We start from the raw sequence: 15,858 nt of genomic DNA, 5'->3' as shown, positions 1-15,858 counted from the left end.
GATGGTGTGCAAAATCATATTGCTAAATAGGGGTGGTAGCAGTGACGTCAATGACCGGTGATGCCGGGGCAGAAGCCATGACGGGGGCAGGGCACGCGCAACTTGAGGTGCGCGGTGTGACCAAGGCCTTTCCGGGCTGTCTGGCCAATGACGATATCAGTTTCCGTATCGAGCCGGGCGAAATCCATGCGCTGCTTGGGGAAAATGGCGCGGGCAAAAGCACGCTTGTGAAAATCATTTATGGTGTCTTGCAGGCCGATCAGGGCGAGGTGCTTTGGGACGGCAAGCCAGTGACCATTCACAGCCCGCATGATGCGCGTGAAATGGGTGTCGGTCTGGTGTTCCAGCATTTCTCGCTGTTTGAAACCATGACGGTGCTTGAAAACATTGCCCTTGCGATGAATGACGTGCGCGATATGGAGGTCTTGCGCAAGCAGGTGGTCGAGGTTGAAAAGACCTATGGCCTGCCGCTGGATCCGGATCGCCATGTTTACACCTTGTCGGTTGGCGAACGTCAGCGGATCGAGATTGTCCGTTGCCTGCTGCAAAATCCCAAATTGCTGATTTTGGATGAGCCGACATCGGTCTTAACCCCGCAAGAAGTGGAAAAGCTGTTTGAAACGCTGCGGCGTCTGGCAGATGAGGGCTGCGCGATCCTGTACATCAGCCACAAGCTGCATGAGGTCAAAGCGCTGTGTCAGAAGGCGACTGTGTTGCGCGGTGGTAAGGTGGTGGGCGGCTGTGACCCGCGGGAAGAAACCGCAAAATCGATGGCCGAAATGATGATCGGCCAGAAACTGACCGCACCGGACCGGGGCAAAGATCGGACCTTTGGCGATGTTCGTCTTGAGGTCAGCAATTTGTCACTGGCCAGCGAAGAACAGTTTGGCACTGATCTTAAAGACGTCAATCTGACCGTGCGCGGCGGTGAAATCCTTGGCGTTGCCGGGGTTGCCGGGAACGGTCAGAACGAACTGTTTCAGGCACTGGCCGGGGAAACCGAACAGTTTGCCTCCCCCGATAACATCAAGATTGATGGTACATCTGTTGCGCATTTCGGGCCGCGCCGTCGTCGTCGTCTGGGCGCGACGTTTGTTCCCGAAGAACGCAACGGGCATGGTGCCGTGCCCGATATGAGCTTGGCGGAAAACGGGTTCCTGACGGCATTTCGCCGGATGGCCTTGACGGCACGTGGTTTAATCCGCGAAGTCCCGACGAGGTCCTTTGCCGATACCATTATTAAAACATTTGATGTCCGTACCACCGGTGCGGGGGCCGAAGCCGGATCGCTTTCGGGCGGGAACCTTCAAAAATTCATCGTCGGGCGTGAAATCCTGCAAGACCCCGGTGTGCTGGTGATTTCCCAGCCAACTTGGGGTGTGGATGCCGGGGCGGCCAGTGCCATTCATCAGGCGTTGCTTGATCTCGCGGCAAAGGGTACGGCGGTTCTGGTGATTTCGCAGGATCTCGACGAGATTTTCGCGATTTGTGATCAGGTCGTTGTGATGTCGGAGGGCAAAATGTCCAAATCGCGTCCGATGGCCGATGTCAGCATCGAAGAAATTGGTCTGTTGATGGGGGGCCTCCATGATCTGGACGGTGACGCGACCCCGGCGAACGACATGCTAGCCACAGGAGGTCGCGTTGATCAGGCTTGAACCCCGCCGTTCGCATTCACAGGCGATGGTCTATCTGTCGCCGGTTTTGGCAATCGTCATGACGCTTGTTGTTGGCGGCATCATCTTTGCCTTTATGGGCAAGAACCCGCTTGAGGCGCTTTATACCTTCTTTATCCTGCCGATCAGCAACAGCTACGGCGTGTCCGAGCTTCTGGTCAAGGCGACCCCGCTTGTGATCATTGCGATTGGTCTTGCCATGGGGTTTCGGGCAAACGTCTGGAACATTGGTGCCGAAGGGCAGCTGACCATGGGGGCGATCTTTGGCGGGGGCTTAGCCCTTTATTTCTATGACAGTCAAAGCGTGTTTTTGCTGCCGGCCATGCTGGTGTTTGGCGCCATCGGCGGGGCTTCCTGGGGCGCTATCCCGGCATTGTTGCGTACACGCTTTAACGCCAATGAAATTCTGACCAGCCTGATGCTGACCTATGTTGCGACCCTGTTTTTAAGTTACCTAGTGCATGGTCCGTGGCGTAATCCCGAAGGATTTAACTTCCCGGAATCGCGCCCATTCCCCGATGCCGGTCTGTTGCCGATCATTTATGACGGCACGCGGGTGCATCTGGGTACGGCGGTTGCAGTTTTGGTGGTGATTGCCGGGTGGTTGTTACTGTCAAAATCCTTGATCGGGTTCCAGTTGCGTGTGGTTGGCAAGGCCCCGCAGGCCGCCCGCCACGTTGGGTTCCGCCAGAAACGCATGATCTGGTTTACCCTGCTTTTGGGGGGCGGGCTTTCGGGATTGGCTGGTTTGTTTGAAGTTGCAGGCCCGATTGGCCAGTTGCAGCCGTCCATTTCGCCCGGATATGGCTTTACCGCGATCATTGTTGCCTTTTTGGGGCGTTTGCATCCGGTGGGCATTCTGTTTGGTGGTTTGATTATGGCGCTGACCTATCTTGGCGGTGAACTTGCCCAGATTACGCTGGGGCTTCCCAATGCGGTGACGGGCCTGTTTCAGGGGATATTGCTGTTCTTCCTGCTGGCCTGTGATGTTTTGACCAAATACCGTATTCGTTTCGGTTCTATCGCGGCAAAAGGGAGAACCGCATAATGGATTGGATTGTTCCTTTCACATTGACGGTGATTACTGCATCGACCCCGCTTTTGCTGGCGGCGTCGGGTGAGTTGATCACGGAAAAGTCCGGTGTGCTTAATCTTGGCGTTGAGGGCATGATGCTGGTGGGCGCCATTGCCGGTTTTGCCGTCACCGCGACGACCGGTTCGGCCATTCTGGGCATTTTTGCATCGGTGGTGGCCGGGGTGTTGATATCGCTGATCTTTGCGTTTCTGACCTTGACCCTGATGGCCAATCAGGTGGCGACGGGGCTTGCGCTGACCATCTTCGGGGTTGGTTTTTCCGCCCTTGTCGGGTCGGGTTTTGTCGGCTTTGCGATTGATCCGCTGCCGTCACTTTCGATCCCGGGGATCAGCCAGATTCCGGTCATTGGTCCGATCTTGTTTGGGCAGGACTTCCTTGTTTATTTCTCGTTGCTTGTGGTGTTCGGGGTGGGTTATTTCCTGACCAAAACCCGGGCTGGATTGATCCTTAAGGCGGTGGGTGATTCGCATCATTCGGCCAATGCGATTGGCTATTCGGTGATTAAAATCCGCTATCTTGCCACGATGTTTGGCGGGGCGATGGCCGGATTGGCCGGGGCGTATTTGTCGCTGTCCTATACCCCGATGTGGGCGGAAAATATGACGGCGGGCCGTGGCTGGATCGCGCTCGCACTCGTGGTGTTTGCCACGTGGCGTCCGGGGCGGTTGTTGGCCGGGGCCTATATGTTTGGCCTGATTTCGGTCATGCAGCTTCATGCACAAGGGGCGGGCATTCATGTGCCGAGCCAGTTCATGTCGATGTTGCCGTATCTTGCGACGATTATTGTGCTGGTGATTATTTCCAGTGACCGTGCAAAAATCAGACTGAATGCGCCGGCCTGTATTGGTCAGGCGTTCAGACCGGCCCACTAAGGCCGGTCTGCGATTGGGACCGGAACACGACAAATGATGTTCCAGCCCAACGGGAGGAAGAGCGCGACGGGCCAAAACTCACACAAGGCGGTTAAAAGGCTGGCCAGTTTGTCTGAGTCTTGGTTCGCGTGAGAACACGTCATTGATTGCAAACAGGAATGTGTTTAAATCCTGAGATGCTGATTAACAGGGAGACTACATAATGAATACAAGTTTCATGAAGCGTACCCTTACCGCCGTTGTGGCGACGGGTGCACTTGCATTGGGCATGGGTGCAGCCCAGGCCGAAGACGTTAAAGCCGGTTTTGTCTATGTCGGTCCGATTGGTGACCATGGTTGGTCATACCGTCACGATATCGGCCGTCAGGCGATTGAAGCCGAACTCGGCGATGCTGTTACGACCAGCTATGTCGAAAGTGTGCCAGAAGGGGCTGATGCCGAGCGTGTGATCCGTCAGTTGGCCCAGACTGGCCATAACCTGATCTTTACCACTTCATATGGTTTTATGAACCCGACCGTGAAGGTCGCCAAACAGTTCCCGAATGTGAAGTTCGAACATGCGACTGGCCATAAGCGTGAAGATAACGTCTCTACCTATGCGGCACGTTTTTATGAAGGCCGTTATGTTGCGGGCGTGATTGCTGGTAAAATGACCAAGTCGAATGTTGTAGGCTATGTCGGGTCGTTCCCGATCCCGGAAGTTGTCCGTGGCATTAATTCGTTCATGCTTGGTGCATGGTCGGTAAACCCGGATGTGAAAGTCAAAATCGTCTGGGCGAACACTTGGTATGATCCGGGCAAGGAAGGCGATGCAGCCAAGGCGCTGATCGATCAGGGCGCTGACATCATGGTTCAGCACACCGACAGCCCGGCACCGCTTCAGGTTGCTGAAAACCGTGGCGTTCTTGGTTTCGGTCAGGCGTCCGATATGATCAAGTTCGCACCGAAAGCACAGCTGACCGCGATTGTTGATAACTGGGACAAATATTATGTCGAGCGCGCCAAAGCGGTTGTCGATGGCACTTGGGAGTCGCAGGACGTCTGGGGTGGCATTGATTCCGGTATGGTCGAAATGGCCCCATACACCAACATGCCTGACGACGTAAAAGCACTGGCCGAAGAAGTCGAAGCCAAAATTGCTTCCGGTGAAATCCATCCGTTCGCGGGTCCGATCTATGATCAGGCAGGCGAGCTTCGCATCAAGGAAGGCGATGACGCGGATGACGGTATGCTGCTTGGTATGAACTGGTACGTTCAGGGCATCGACGCCGAACTGCCGAAATAAGTCAGGTTTTCGATCCTTCCGGATCGGTTAAATGACAAAGCCCCGTGCATTAAGGTGCGCGGGGCTTTTTTGTTTTACAATTTGGTCTTTCAGCCGGTTTTGCGGTGCGCTGTCGGTTTTCTCGCACGCGACCATCTCTATGTCGCCAATCGGGGGGGGTATTTGGAGCGGTGCAGCCCGATGTTTCAAATGTCGATCCTCGATATCTTGCACGGTAGGCCATTGGTGGCCCGTCAAGTGGAATGCAAAATCGCGAAGATTTACGGCACAAAATCGCCAAGTCAAACCTTACTGATCACGGACATGAGAAATCCGCCAGTCTCAAAAGATGCATAAATCCTTTGTGATTGAGTTTTATGAGTTTATCAGTTCCTTGATCAACTGGCGGTAGAGGAGGTCGGAGTGTGACGGTCAGCGAAAAAGAATTTGGTGCTCTGAACCAGATGATCCCTTCATTGTATGAAGCGGCAATTTCGCCAGAATTGTGGGTCGAACGACTGGATTGGCTGGCCGATGAGTTGGGTTGTCAGAATGCAATTATCATGCATGTCGAAAATATCCGTGCCGAAATTTCTGATTATTCCTGTCATGGCAACAGTCTGGTGACGCCGGAGGGGTTTAACGAGTATATCAGCCTTGGTTTGAACAAGAATGATGGTTCGGAATATTTCCATCTGCAGGATCTGTATCGGTTCTCAATTGGGGATGAAGTGCGCCATCATTATGGTGATACCTCTCCGTCGCGGTTTTACCCTTGGCTGGAAAAGGCAACCGGATGCAATCAGGCCGCCGGAATGTGTGTGTCCAAGAATGCAGCAGGCTATGACATCTTCACGGTGCACTATCGCGATGAAGGGCGGTTTGTCCCCGACGAGGCTGCACCAGTGTTGCGATTGTTGGGACCGCACTTGACCAAGGTTTTGGAAATGAACCGACCGGTTCATCTGTTGCGGCACCGTTATCGCGGGTTTCTTGATGTGCTGGATCGATTGCGGATCGGGGTTGCTATCCTTAATGCCAATGGTGAGATCGTTGTGGTCAACGAAGAATTCAGCCGCATTCTTGATAGCCGCGATGCCCTGATCATTGGACCGGGACAGAAGCTAACCGCAAGGGATGATCAAAATGCCAGACAGATTTCTCAGGCGGTGCAGAAACTCAGCCAGCAGACCTTTATTGAGAAGTCCTCGGAAAACCTGCGCCTGAACAGCAGGGTCAATGAAAGCAGTGCCTATTTGCTTGATCTTGCACCACTGCGTGAAAAGCAAGGCGACTTTGGCGGACAGTTTTCTGGTGTGTTGGCAACCGTGGTCGATCCCTTCTGGTACACCGATATCAACACCGGACTGCTTAACCGGCATTTTGCATTGACACGAACGGAAACCGATGTTTTTGACGCGGTTTTGCGCGGACTGAGTAACAGAGAGATTGCCGAGCATCTGGGTAAGGGGCCGGAAACCGTTAAATCCCAACTTGCCAGCGTCTATCGCAAGACCGGGGTCAAAGACAGATTGGAACTTGTGCGACTTGCGGTGCAAATGATCATCCCGCTGAACGAGGATCAGAGCCCTCCACGCTAGGCCAATCTTATCCTGAGCCATAATGGGGATTGTGTCTGGTTCCCGGGTAGCGGAACCAGACACAATTTAGTGCCGGATTACAACAATCTGGCAGATCGCACGATCAACCGGCCTTCTGACCAAGGTCAAGTTCGCGTTGATCCACAAGTCCACGCTTTTTGTGAACCTTGGTGTATTTAACCGGGAACTTGTGGCTCTGGGAATAGAACCAGGTCCGGGTGCTTGAGTTGTCCTTGCAAACCACTTCATAGGTCGGAATTGTGGTGGTGCCCAATGTCACCATCGCAGTGCCGATTACGCTACAATCACGGGTCTCGGTCCAGCTCTTGGTTCCGTCTGTGCCTTCAATACCGTAAGATTCTGTGTTGCCAATCTTTAGCGGCCAGATTTCGCCGGTTTTGGTCAGGGTTTGGCTGCCTGTTGACCCACTGCAATCGGTCCAAGTGATGTCTGGTGCAAAGAAGCCGTCGCCATCATAGGTGCAGCCAGTGCTGGCGCCTTTGGTGACTTCAAAGCTGTAGACGCCATCGCCAGCGGCGGTAACGGTCGTAACTTCGTGCTCCCCATCGTCATAATAAGCATAGGTATTACCTACAGCCAATTCAGGCTTTTCAAGCGCCAAAAGGTTTAAATCGGTACTGCGGACCACCTTGCTCGTTGTTTGGCATGCCGCCAAAGCGGCAAGCATTGCGCATGAAAGGACGAGTTTTTTCATCTGGATTCTCCTGAAATGCTGAGCCCGGCATATGTTGAACATCAAGGTATATGGGCCGGGAAGCTTGTCAGGTGATTGAAAGAGAATTGCCTCGTTTGCGCATCCCCCGCACGGGGGACGCTAGGTCCTGACCCTAGCGTAATTGCAAGTTTGACGTTTGATGCGGTGTGCGGAAAATGTTTTGGCACGTCCATCGGCGACGTCAAATCGTTTGGGCCAGCACCCGGGTCGCATTGATGCCAGCATGTCGAAATTGCTCTAAATAACGAAGCCCCGTGCATTAACGTGCGCGGGGCTTTTTTGGATTGATCAGGCTTTTGGCTTTTGGGATTTGGCGACAGGGGCTGCTGACTTTTCATAGGCGACCATGTCGGTCTTGGGATGGCGCAAGGCATAAAATGCTGCGCGCACACCACGCAGTTTGACTTTGTGTTCGCGGGTTTTACCCGCCCAGCGTTCGCGAAACAGGTCCATGTCATCGCGGCGCGCAAAATAGATCACCATATCGACAAACGGTGCGGATTGCCCGGAGCGGGGAATTTCGATGTTGCGAATGCCCATGGTCCAGCGGTCACTGCGGATATTTTTATCAAGCCAGTCCAAAACGTTTTGCGCAGACTGCTTTTCGTGAATAACAACGCGGAACGGAAAATTACGAAGGTCTTGTTGCATGTATCCCCCAAGACAAACCCTGCCTGACGCGGCAATGATACATGAACATCGCACGCAAGGATGTATCAATCCTTTTCGGGGCGTTCGTTGTCGGGGCGATTAGAAGAATTTCAGCTTTCCAGTGTAGGTAAATCCGACCAAATCGCCCATCCGTGAAAGAGGTTAAGTCTTTGAATTGATCTTATTTTTGCGAACGGGCTTAGGGTCTGAAATATAAGATAAATTTACATTTTTTCTTCGCTGAATTAAGGTTACATGATAATCGGACAGTCAAAATTCCCTGCACGCCTTAATTGCAGGGAAAGAAGAATATAAACGGGGTATTGAAGGTGAGTGAAAAGCGTTCAGGTGTTCAGCCGTCCGGCAAAGAACGCCATTTCAAACCAGAAGAACTGATTGTGAGCAAGACCGATCTTAAAGGTCGGATCACCTATGCCAACGAACTGTTTTTGAGCTTGGCTGACTTCAGTGAAAAGGAAGTCTTAGGGCAGCCCCATTCGCTCATCCGTCACCCTGATATGCCGCGCTGCATTTTCAAAATGCTGTGGGATGAAATTGCAGCCGGGCACGAGATTTTTGCCTATGTCGTGAATATGGGCAAAAAGGGTGATCATTACTGGGTCTATGCCCATATCACCCCGACATTTGATGCCGCGCACAAGGTGATTGGTTATCATTCCAATCGCCGGGTTGCCGACCCAAAGATTCTTAAGCAAACGATCATTCCGCTTTATGCGGAGCTGCGCAAGATCGAGGACAGTACGGCCAACCGTAAGGACGGTATGATGGCCGCATCCAAGGTTCTTGCGCAAAAGCTTTCCGATGCCGGTATGGCATACGATAAATTCATCCAAAGTCTTTAAGACCAAGAGGTTCGAGGTTCGCAATGGCGCTATTTGGTGGTTCCAAATCAGGTATCAAAAAGGCACTGGATGTGGTTCTGGCCGCAGCCGAAGGTGATTACGAAGCGCGTATTACCAATGTCGACAGTCATTCGGACATGCGCGAATTGTTTATCGCGATCAACCGGTTGATCGACCGTAATGATGCGTTCTTGCGCGAAAGTGCCGCATCGATGGGGGCCGTTTCGGAAAACCGGTATTATCGCCGGATTGTCGAAACCGGGCTTGTTGGTGAATATCTGTCATCGGCAAAACGCATCAACGCCGCGACCGCATCAATCGAAGAAAAACTGTCGGGTTTTGCATCCATCCTTGATGATTTCAAAAGTGGTTCGTTTGACGTTGTTGACGAAATTGCCAGTGCGGCCTCGGCCTTGTCCGAGGCATCGGGCGATGCCAATTCGATTGCCCATGAAACAAGTGCACGTTCGACCACTGTTGCTGCCGCGGCGCGTCAGACCGCCAGCAATGTGACCGAGGTGTCGCAGGCCTCCGAAGAACTGAACCAGTCAATCCGCGAAGTGTCCGATCAGGCACGTGAATCGGTTGAAATTGCCCATCGTGCCAATGGTCTGGCGCAGGAAACCGATGGCCGGATTGGCCAGCTTGAAGCGGCTGCCGGTGAAATCGTCGAAGTTGTCAGCTTTATCCGTGATATTGCCGCCCAGACCAACCTTCTGGCCCTGAATGCGACCATCGAGGCTGCGCGTGCGGGTGAGGCGGGCAAAGGGTTTGCCGTGGTTGCCAATGAGGTCAAAGGTCTTGCCAATCAGACCAGTAAAGCCACCGAAAGCATCGAAGAAAAAGTTCAGGACATCCAGACCGCGATTGAGCAGTCTGTTGGCTCGATCCGTGAAATTGCCGGTGTGATTGATGATCTGGCCGCGCGCTCGGACATGATTTCGGGCAATGTTGAAACGCAGGCCAGCCTGTCATCAAACATCACGCGCAATGTCGAACAGGCGTCGAGCGGCGCACAGGAAGTTACCGATAACATCACGGTTGTTTCCGACATGGCCAGCCGTACGGGGGATGCCGCAGATACCACGCGCGACATGGCCAGCCGTCTGGCGACACAGTCGGAAAATCTGCGCAATAAGCTGGGCGGGTTCCTCGATACGATTGAAAAGCTGCTCTATACCGCCAAGAAATAACCGTTTTCTAAACATATCGGGGTAGGGTGATGATCCAGGAGCATCCTTAGAGATGCTCTTTCCTTGCCCTTCTCACAGGAGAACTGTGCCGTGCGTGTTTTCTTTAATGCCCGCCACGATGCCCATGACGGTGCTGGCGAAATGCACCACGGGCGCATGGTGCCCTGTTTTGAAAATGCCCGGCGCATTCCGATTATTCGTGATGCGGTCGCACATGCTGTACAGGCGCAGCTTGTTGATCCGGCTGATCACGGCATGGATCCGATCCGCGCCATCCACGATGCCGATTATCTCGATTTCATCGAAAACGCCTGGGGCGCATGGGCCAAGGCGGGTAACAAGGGCGATGCGTTCCCCTATGTCTGGCCCAGTGGGGGCTTTTCTGGCGGTAAACCCGAACACATTAGTGCGCGTCTGGGGCAGTTTGCCATTTCATCAGATACCCCGATCACGCAAGGCACGTGGAAAGCGGCCTATTGGGGCGCGCAGACTGTTACGTCTGCTGCCGATGCGACGTGGCATGACGGCGAAGCATCCTTTGCCCTAACCCGTCCACCCGGTCATCATGCCCATGCAAACCGTTATGGCGGGTATTGTTTTTTGAATAATTGCGCCATTGCAGCCCAGAGGATGATTTCCAAGGGGGCGAAAAAGGTCGCGATCCTTGATATTGATTACCATCACGGCAATGGCGCGCAGGATATTTTCTATCAACGTGGCGACGTTTTAACCATCTCACTCCATGCTGATCCGACCCATCAATTTCCGTTCTTCATGGGCTATGCCAATGAAACCGGGCGCAATGACGGGCAGGGCACGAACCTTAATATTCCACTTCCCGGTGGTAGTGATTTTGGCGCATGGGGGCAGGGTTATGCCAAGGCGATGCAAAAGCTTGTGACATGGCAACCCGATGCGCTGGTGATTGCACTGGGTGTTGATGCCCACGAAGCTGAACCGATTTGTGATTTCAAACTCCAGACCGATGATTTCAAACGCATCGGTCAAATGATCGGGCGCTTGGGCCTTAAAACCGTGTTTGCCATGGAAGGCGGCTACGCCCATGACGTGATCGGGCATAATGTGGCGGCGGTTCTCAGTGGATATCTGAATGAAGCCAAACGCTGATCACGCGGCTAGATGTGGCTTGAAATGAACATGCCCCGTGCTGTGTGCCGGGGCATTTTCATTTTGGATGGGCTGGATCAAACTTGCGTATTTAGCGGTCCCACGGCGGCGTGCCGCCAAATTCACCAACCAGAAAATCGACAAAGGCGCGCACGCGTGTCGGAAGGTACCGGTTTTCCGGATACAGCGCATAGACCGCATGTGATGGCGGTTGATAGTCGGGCAGAACCACCTTCAGGCGGCCATCGCGGATGTATGTGCCGACTTCCCAGTGTGATTTAAGCGCAATGCCATGGCCGTCCAGACACCAGCGGGTCAGGACTTCGCCGTTATCAGAATCCATCGAGCCCGAAACCGCCAAGGTGGCCGCGCCTTCGTCATTCGGGCCGACCAGCGTCCATTGATATTGTTGCGATCCGGGGAAGCGCAGCAACAGGCAATTGTGATGCAAAAGGTCACCGGGCACATTTGGTGTGCCGTGCTTTTCCAGATAGGCGGGGCTTGCCACCAGCATGCGTTTGTTGGCCGCCAGTTTGCGAACGATGAGCGAGCTTTCCTTAAGCTCGGCAATGCGAATGGCAAGATCGACCTTGTCTTGCAACAAGTCCAACAACCGGTCTGACAGATGCAGGCGGATTTGTACATCCGGGTTTTTTTCAACAAACTTCGGAATGATCGGGGCGACATATTTGTTGCCAAATGCAATCGGGCAAGTCAGCGTTACCGGGCCGCGGGTGGTGTTTTTCTGATTGGCGATGGCATTTTCGGCTTCCTGCACTTCCGATAAAATGCGCAGGCAGTGCCGGTAATAAACATCGCCCTCCGTGGTCAGATTAACCCGGCGCGTTGTGCGGTTGAGCAAGCGAACGCCGAGACGTTCTTCAAGTCGGGCAATCCGGTTGGACACGACGGCGGCCGAATGGCGCAATTCGCGCCCGGCGGCAGAAAGGTTACCAAGTTCGGCAACGCGGACAAAAATCTGGATGTCCTCAAAGTCGGACATAGTGCGGGATGCTCCTGATCTGGTCGTGGCTTGTGGCGTTTATTGTTGTCGTTTGTTCAATTTAACGGCGCCCACTGTGCCATTTTAAAGAATAGTTTGAAAGTCATTTCGATTATGCTCGGGGCGTTAATAATAGAGGTACTCTTACGCCTATGGTAGGACTGAATAAGAGAGTGATTGGAATGATTCTTGGTCGGCGTGGGGACAAGCGGCGCCGGTATCATTCCCAAAAGAGGGGCAGCCCAAGCGTGACCTGATCGTCATCTGCCTTGGGCGAGACGGAGGTTTCTAACGCCGTGGATATACTGTTTCAGGACTGGATCAATTTGATCCTGCGCTGGGCGCATCTGATTACGGGCATCGCCTGGATCGGGTCTTCGTTTTATTTTGTCTGGCTGGATTTGAGTTTGCGCAAGCGGCCAGACATGGATGAAGGTGTCTACGGCGAAGCCTGGATGGTCCATGGCGGCGGGTTTTATCACGTCAATAAATGGATGGTTGCGCCCAAATCCATGCCAGCCGACCTGCATTGGTTCAAGTATGAGGCTTACTTCACTTGGCTGACCGGTTTTGCGCTTTTGGTGACCATGTATTACTGGAGTGCCGAAAGCTATTTGATCGACCCAAGTGTTCTGGCGCTGACCAAGATGGATGCGATCCTGATTGGGCTGGGCAGCCTGTTTGCCGGGTGGGTGATCTATGACATCCTGTGCAAAAGTGCGATTGGCAAAAGTACGGGTAAGCTTGCGGTTGCCCTGTTTATCCTGATCATGGTGGCGGCTTATTTCTTTACCCATGTGTTTAGTGGTCGCGGCGCGTTTATTCATGTTGGGGCGATGATTGGTACGATCATGGCCGCCAATGTGTTTCGCATCATCATCCCCAATCAGAAAAAGGTCGTTGCCAGCCTGATGGCCGGGGAAAAGCCTGATCCGGCATTGGGGCTACAGGCCAAGCAACGCTCAACCCATAATAACTATCTGACGCTGCCGGTGTTGCTGATGATGATCAGCAACCATTATTCGATGCTGTTTTCCCATGATCAGTCATGGCTGATTGTCGGGTTGATCCTGATCATCGGTGGTCTGGTGCGTCATTTCTTTAACACGCGGAATGCGGGCGGGACGGGCAAGGCAATTGTCTGGCAACTTCCGGCAGCCGGTGTTGGGATGGCGATTTTGGCGATGTTTGCATCCTATGATCCCAATGCGGTCAAGCTTGCGGATGAGGACATCATCACGGCTGATCATGCGTTGGCGATTGTTCAAACACGCTGTGCGAGCTGTCATTCGCAAAACCCGCGCGACGAAGGGTTCGACGAGGCCCCGGCGGGCGTGATGTTTGATGATCTGGCCCAGATCGAAGCCAATGCCCAGCGCGTTTTGGCACAGGCCGTGATTGGCCGGGCCATGCCGCTTGGCAATATCACGGAAATGTCCGACGAAGAACGTGCCCAGCTTGGCCAGTGGATACGTGCGGGCATGCCGGAATAATCACCAATCTTGGTTGATGACGCAAAAGGGCGGTCGCGTGATGCGGCCGCCCTTTTGCGTTGACGTGCCGGGCAAAGACCCGGCGGGGATGGGGGATCAGACGTCGGCGCGATAGTTCATCGGAACCCAGTCATACATGGTGGCATCTTCGCGGACATGGCCGATGCCCGGGAATGCGATGTGACAGCCAGCAACCAGATATTTTTCCGCGACCGCCTCGGCAAAGGCAGCTTCGCGGGTTTCAATCGCCTGATTGGGATCGACGTCAAAGGCGATTGAAACGCCCGGTTCGTCGAACTGAAGGATATCGCCATGGGTGATGTCGCCCCAATAGACAAACTTCTCGCCTTTGCTTTCAAACCACAGCGCGCTGTGGCCCGGCGTGTGGCCGGGGCGATGGGTCGTGTTGACCAAACCCGGAAGGGCTGGCGCATCGGCGTCATAGGTTTTGAGCGTGCCGCTGTCGACATAGGGTTTGGTGGCCGAGACCGCCTGATCAAAGAATGCCTTGGCTTCATCGGGGGCTGCGTCGCGGATGGCCGGATCAAGCCAGTAATCCGCATCAAGTTTGGGGACATGGACCGTGGCATTGGCAAAGACCTTTTTGCCATTGAGTGTCAGCCCGCCGGTATGGTCGGTGTGGATGTGGGTGATGACGACATCATCAATCTGATCGGGGTGATAGCCCGATGCGATGATGTTGGCCGGCAGTTTGCCAAGGGCAGGGCCCATCAAGTCACTGGTACCCGCATCAAGCAGCACCAGCCGGTCCCCGAAATTCAGCAAGTATGCGTTGACCGATACATGTGTCGGCGTGCCCTGAAACGCATTGGCAAGGGCGGTACGGGCATGTTCGGGCGTGGTGTTAAGATAAAGATCGGCCAATGGGAAATGGCCGGTACCATCCGACAGGGCGGTGACTTCGACGTCGCCGACCATCAGGCGGTAATACCCCGGTGCCTGTGTTCCGGCCAAAGGGGCCTTGGCATCCGCACGCAGGGGAACAAATACAGTGCTGCCAACGGCACCGATGGCGGCGGCGGCCAATGACCCTTTGAGCATGTCGCGACGTGATAACATGGATCTTTTCCTCCTAAAGATGCCGGGCAAACCGGCGGGTTGTAAGTTTATGGGCAAAATGTATAGTCCATTTCATCAGTAATCAAATCGATGCGGGTCATGGATAATATTGATCATTTCAATTTACGGTCATTCGATCTCAACCTCATGGTTGCGTTTGACGCAATGATGCAAGAGCTTAGCGTGACCAAATCCGCCGAAAAATTGCGGATTGGGCAATCGGCCATGAGTCACAATTTATCAACACTGCGCGTGTTGTTGCAGGACGATCTGTTTGTGCGGGTCGGGCAGAAAATGCAACCAACCGCCAAGGCCCGTGCATTGGCCGGGCCCGTTCGGACCGCCTTGTCACAGGCGCAAAATGCGCTTCAGGCGTCCGATTGCTTTGATCCGGCAACGGCGGAGCGTGTGTTTCGCATCGGGGTGACCGGCGAAATGGAAATGATCCTGCTTCCGGTGTTGCTGCGTCATTTGCAGATACATGCCCCCGGGACCAAGCTTTTAAGCCGCACGATCACCACCGACAGCGTTGATCCGATGATCAATAATGGCGAGATTGATTTGGCAATCGGATGTAAAAGCCCGTTGCAATCAGGCTATTTCGGCGAGGTTCTTTTTAAGTCCGAAGTGGCGTGCTGCTTTAACCCCAATCTCCTTAAGTTGAGCCGCCCTTTGTCGCGTGAGGATTATCTGGCGTCACGCCACGCGGTGTTGTCGCAGACAGGTAACGTTGCGGGATGTGTCGGCGATGCGTTGCAGGGGTTGGGGATCAATTTGAACGTCGTCATGGCGGCCCCTGATTTCATGCCGCTTTTGGCTGCGGCGCGCAATGCACCGATTATCGCAACGGTTCCGTGCCGTATTGCCACCCAGTATGCCCCGTTATTTGGGTTGAGCTTTTGCCAGATGCCAATTGAAGTCGGATTTCCACCGGTGACGATGAACTGGGCGGTCTGGACCGACAAGGACGTCGGGCTGGTTTGGTTGCGCGATCAAATCCGAAATGTAATTGCGTCAATCGCCCCTGAAGATCACCTTCTGGCAGCAGAATGATTTTGACGTTGATACGGATAACGCCCTGCGGGCGAACCCGCAGGGCGGGAAGCCGCCAATGGCAAGGCGGGATTGTGGTGCAATAACCGCAAGCGGTGGCGAAACTTCCGTCCTTGAAATAGGGGCTGGTGGCAGGTGCGTCAATATGA

Annotated in this window: 14 protein-coding genes; 10 read left to right on the top strand and 4 right to left on the bottom strand. The window is 53.9% G+C overall.

Annotated elements, in window-relative coordinates:
* Nucleotides 1-50: 50 nt before the first annotated feature.
* The 5 genes from AMM48_RS06945 to AMM48_RS06925 all read left to right on the top strand — a co-directional run bounded on the left by AMM48_RS06945 (nucleotide 51) and on the right by AMM48_RS06925 (nucleotide 6,509).
* Nucleotides 51-1,658, top strand: a complete 1,608-nt coding sequence (locus AMM48_RS06945) for an ABC transporter ATP-binding protein (RefSeq protein ID WP_244271153.1) — start codon at nucleotides 51-53, stop codon at nucleotides 1,656-1,658.
* A complete protein-coding gene (locus AMM48_RS06940) occupies nucleotides 1,645-2,724 on the top strand; it encodes an ABC transporter permease (RefSeq protein WP_102783458.1) in 1,080 nt (359 codons plus the stop codon). The genes AMM48_RS06945 and AMM48_RS06940 overlap by 14 nt, the downstream gene beginning before the upstream one ends.
* A complete protein-coding gene (locus AMM48_RS06935; protein WP_102783457.1) occupies nucleotides 2,724-3,644 on the top strand; it encodes an ABC transporter permease in 921 nt (306 codons plus the stop codon). Before AMM48_RS06940 ends, AMM48_RS06935 begins: the two co-directional genes overlap by 1 nt.
* A gap of 217 nt (nucleotides 3,645-3,861) precedes the next feature.
* Nucleotides 3,862-4,929 (top strand): BMP family ABC transporter substrate-binding protein, encoded by a 1,068-nt coding sequence (locus tag AMM48_RS06930; RefSeq protein WP_102783515.1) that lies wholly within the window; start codon nucleotides 3,862-3,864, stop codon nucleotides 4,927-4,929.
* Between the two features lie 404 nt (nucleotides 4,930-5,333).
* Nucleotides 5,334-6,509 (top strand): helix-turn-helix transcriptional regulator, encoded by a 1,176-nt coding sequence (locus tag AMM48_RS06925; RefSeq protein WP_102783456.1) that lies wholly within the window; start codon nucleotides 5,334-5,336, stop codon nucleotides 6,507-6,509.
* Between the two features lie 103 nt (nucleotides 6,510-6,612).
* Here the strand turns inward: AMM48_RS06925 and AMM48_RS06920 are convergent, their stop codons facing one another.
* Nucleotides 6,613-7,224: a hypothetical protein gene (locus AMM48_RS06920; RefSeq protein ID WP_102783455.1), complete on the bottom strand. Its 612-nt coding sequence runs from the start codon at nucleotides 7,222-7,224 to the stop codon at nucleotides 6,613-6,615.
* A 309-nt stretch (nucleotides 7,225-7,533) separates the two neighbouring features.
* Complete coding sequence (locus AMM48_RS06915; RefSeq protein WP_102783454.1) at nucleotides 7,534-7,896, bottom strand: hypothetical protein; 363 nt, start codon at nucleotides 7,894-7,896, stop codon at nucleotides 7,534-7,536.
* Nucleotides 7,897-8,225: 329 nt separating this feature from the next.
* Between AMM48_RS06915 and AMM48_RS06910 the strand changes: the two genes are divergently transcribed.
* The 3 genes from AMM48_RS06910 (at nucleotide 8,226) to AMM48_RS06900 (ending at nucleotide 11,080) form a co-directional block, all read left to right on the top strand.
* A complete protein-coding gene (locus AMM48_RS06910) occupies nucleotides 8,226-8,759 on the top strand; it encodes a PAS domain-containing protein (RefSeq protein ID WP_102783453.1) in 534 nt (177 codons plus the stop codon).
* A gap of 23 nt (nucleotides 8,760-8,782) precedes the next feature.
* Entirely contained in the window at nucleotides 8,783-9,952 is a 1,170-nt protein-coding gene (locus tag AMM48_RS06905) for a methyl-accepting chemotaxis protein (protein WP_102783452.1), read from the top strand.
* A gap of 90 nt (nucleotides 9,953-10,042) precedes the next feature.
* Nucleotides 10,043-11,080, top strand: coding sequence for a histone deacetylase family protein (locus AMM48_RS06900; protein ID WP_102783451.1), 1,038 nt, complete (start codon nucleotides 10,043-10,045; stop codon nucleotides 11,078-11,080).
* A gap of 91 nt (nucleotides 11,081-11,171) precedes the next feature.
* On the opposite strand, the gene AMM48_RS06895 is transcribed toward AMM48_RS06900, so the two are convergent.
* Complete coding sequence (locus AMM48_RS06895; protein ID WP_102783450.1) at nucleotides 11,172-12,083, bottom strand: LysR family transcriptional regulator; 912 nt, start codon at nucleotides 12,081-12,083, stop codon at nucleotides 11,172-11,174.
* A gap of 296 nt (nucleotides 12,084-12,379) precedes the next feature.
* Here AMM48_RS06895 and AMM48_RS06890 point away from each other — a divergent pair, with 296 nt between their 5' ends.
* Entirely contained in the window at nucleotides 12,380-13,576 is a 1,197-nt protein-coding gene (locus AMM48_RS06890) for a urate hydroxylase PuuD (RefSeq protein WP_102783449.1), read from the top strand.
* A 96-nt stretch (nucleotides 13,577-13,672) separates the two neighbouring features.
* Here AMM48_RS06890 and AMM48_RS06885 read toward each other — a convergent pair whose 3' ends face one another.
* A complete protein-coding gene (locus AMM48_RS06885; protein WP_102783448.1) occupies nucleotides 13,673-14,656 on the bottom strand; it encodes an MBL fold metallo-hydrolase in 984 nt (327 codons plus the stop codon).
* Nucleotides 14,657-14,755: 99 nt separating this feature from the next.
* Between AMM48_RS06885 and AMM48_RS06880 the strand changes: the two genes are divergently transcribed.
* Nucleotides 14,756-15,709 (top strand): LysR family transcriptional regulator, encoded by a 954-nt coding sequence (locus AMM48_RS06880; protein ID WP_181951554.1) that lies wholly within the window; start codon nucleotides 14,756-14,758, stop codon nucleotides 15,707-15,709.
* The last annotated feature ends 149 nt before the right edge of the window (nucleotides 15,710-15,858 follow it).

It is taken from the genome of Thalassospira sp. GB04J01, assembly GCF_000751115.1.
In the GTDB taxonomy this organism is placed as follows: Bacteria; Pseudomonadota; Alphaproteobacteria; order Rhodospirillales; family Thalassospiraceae; genus Thalassospira; species Thalassospira lucentensis.
Note: the sequence above shows the minus strand (reverse complement) of the source record. Positions and strands in the feature narration are given on the sequence as shown.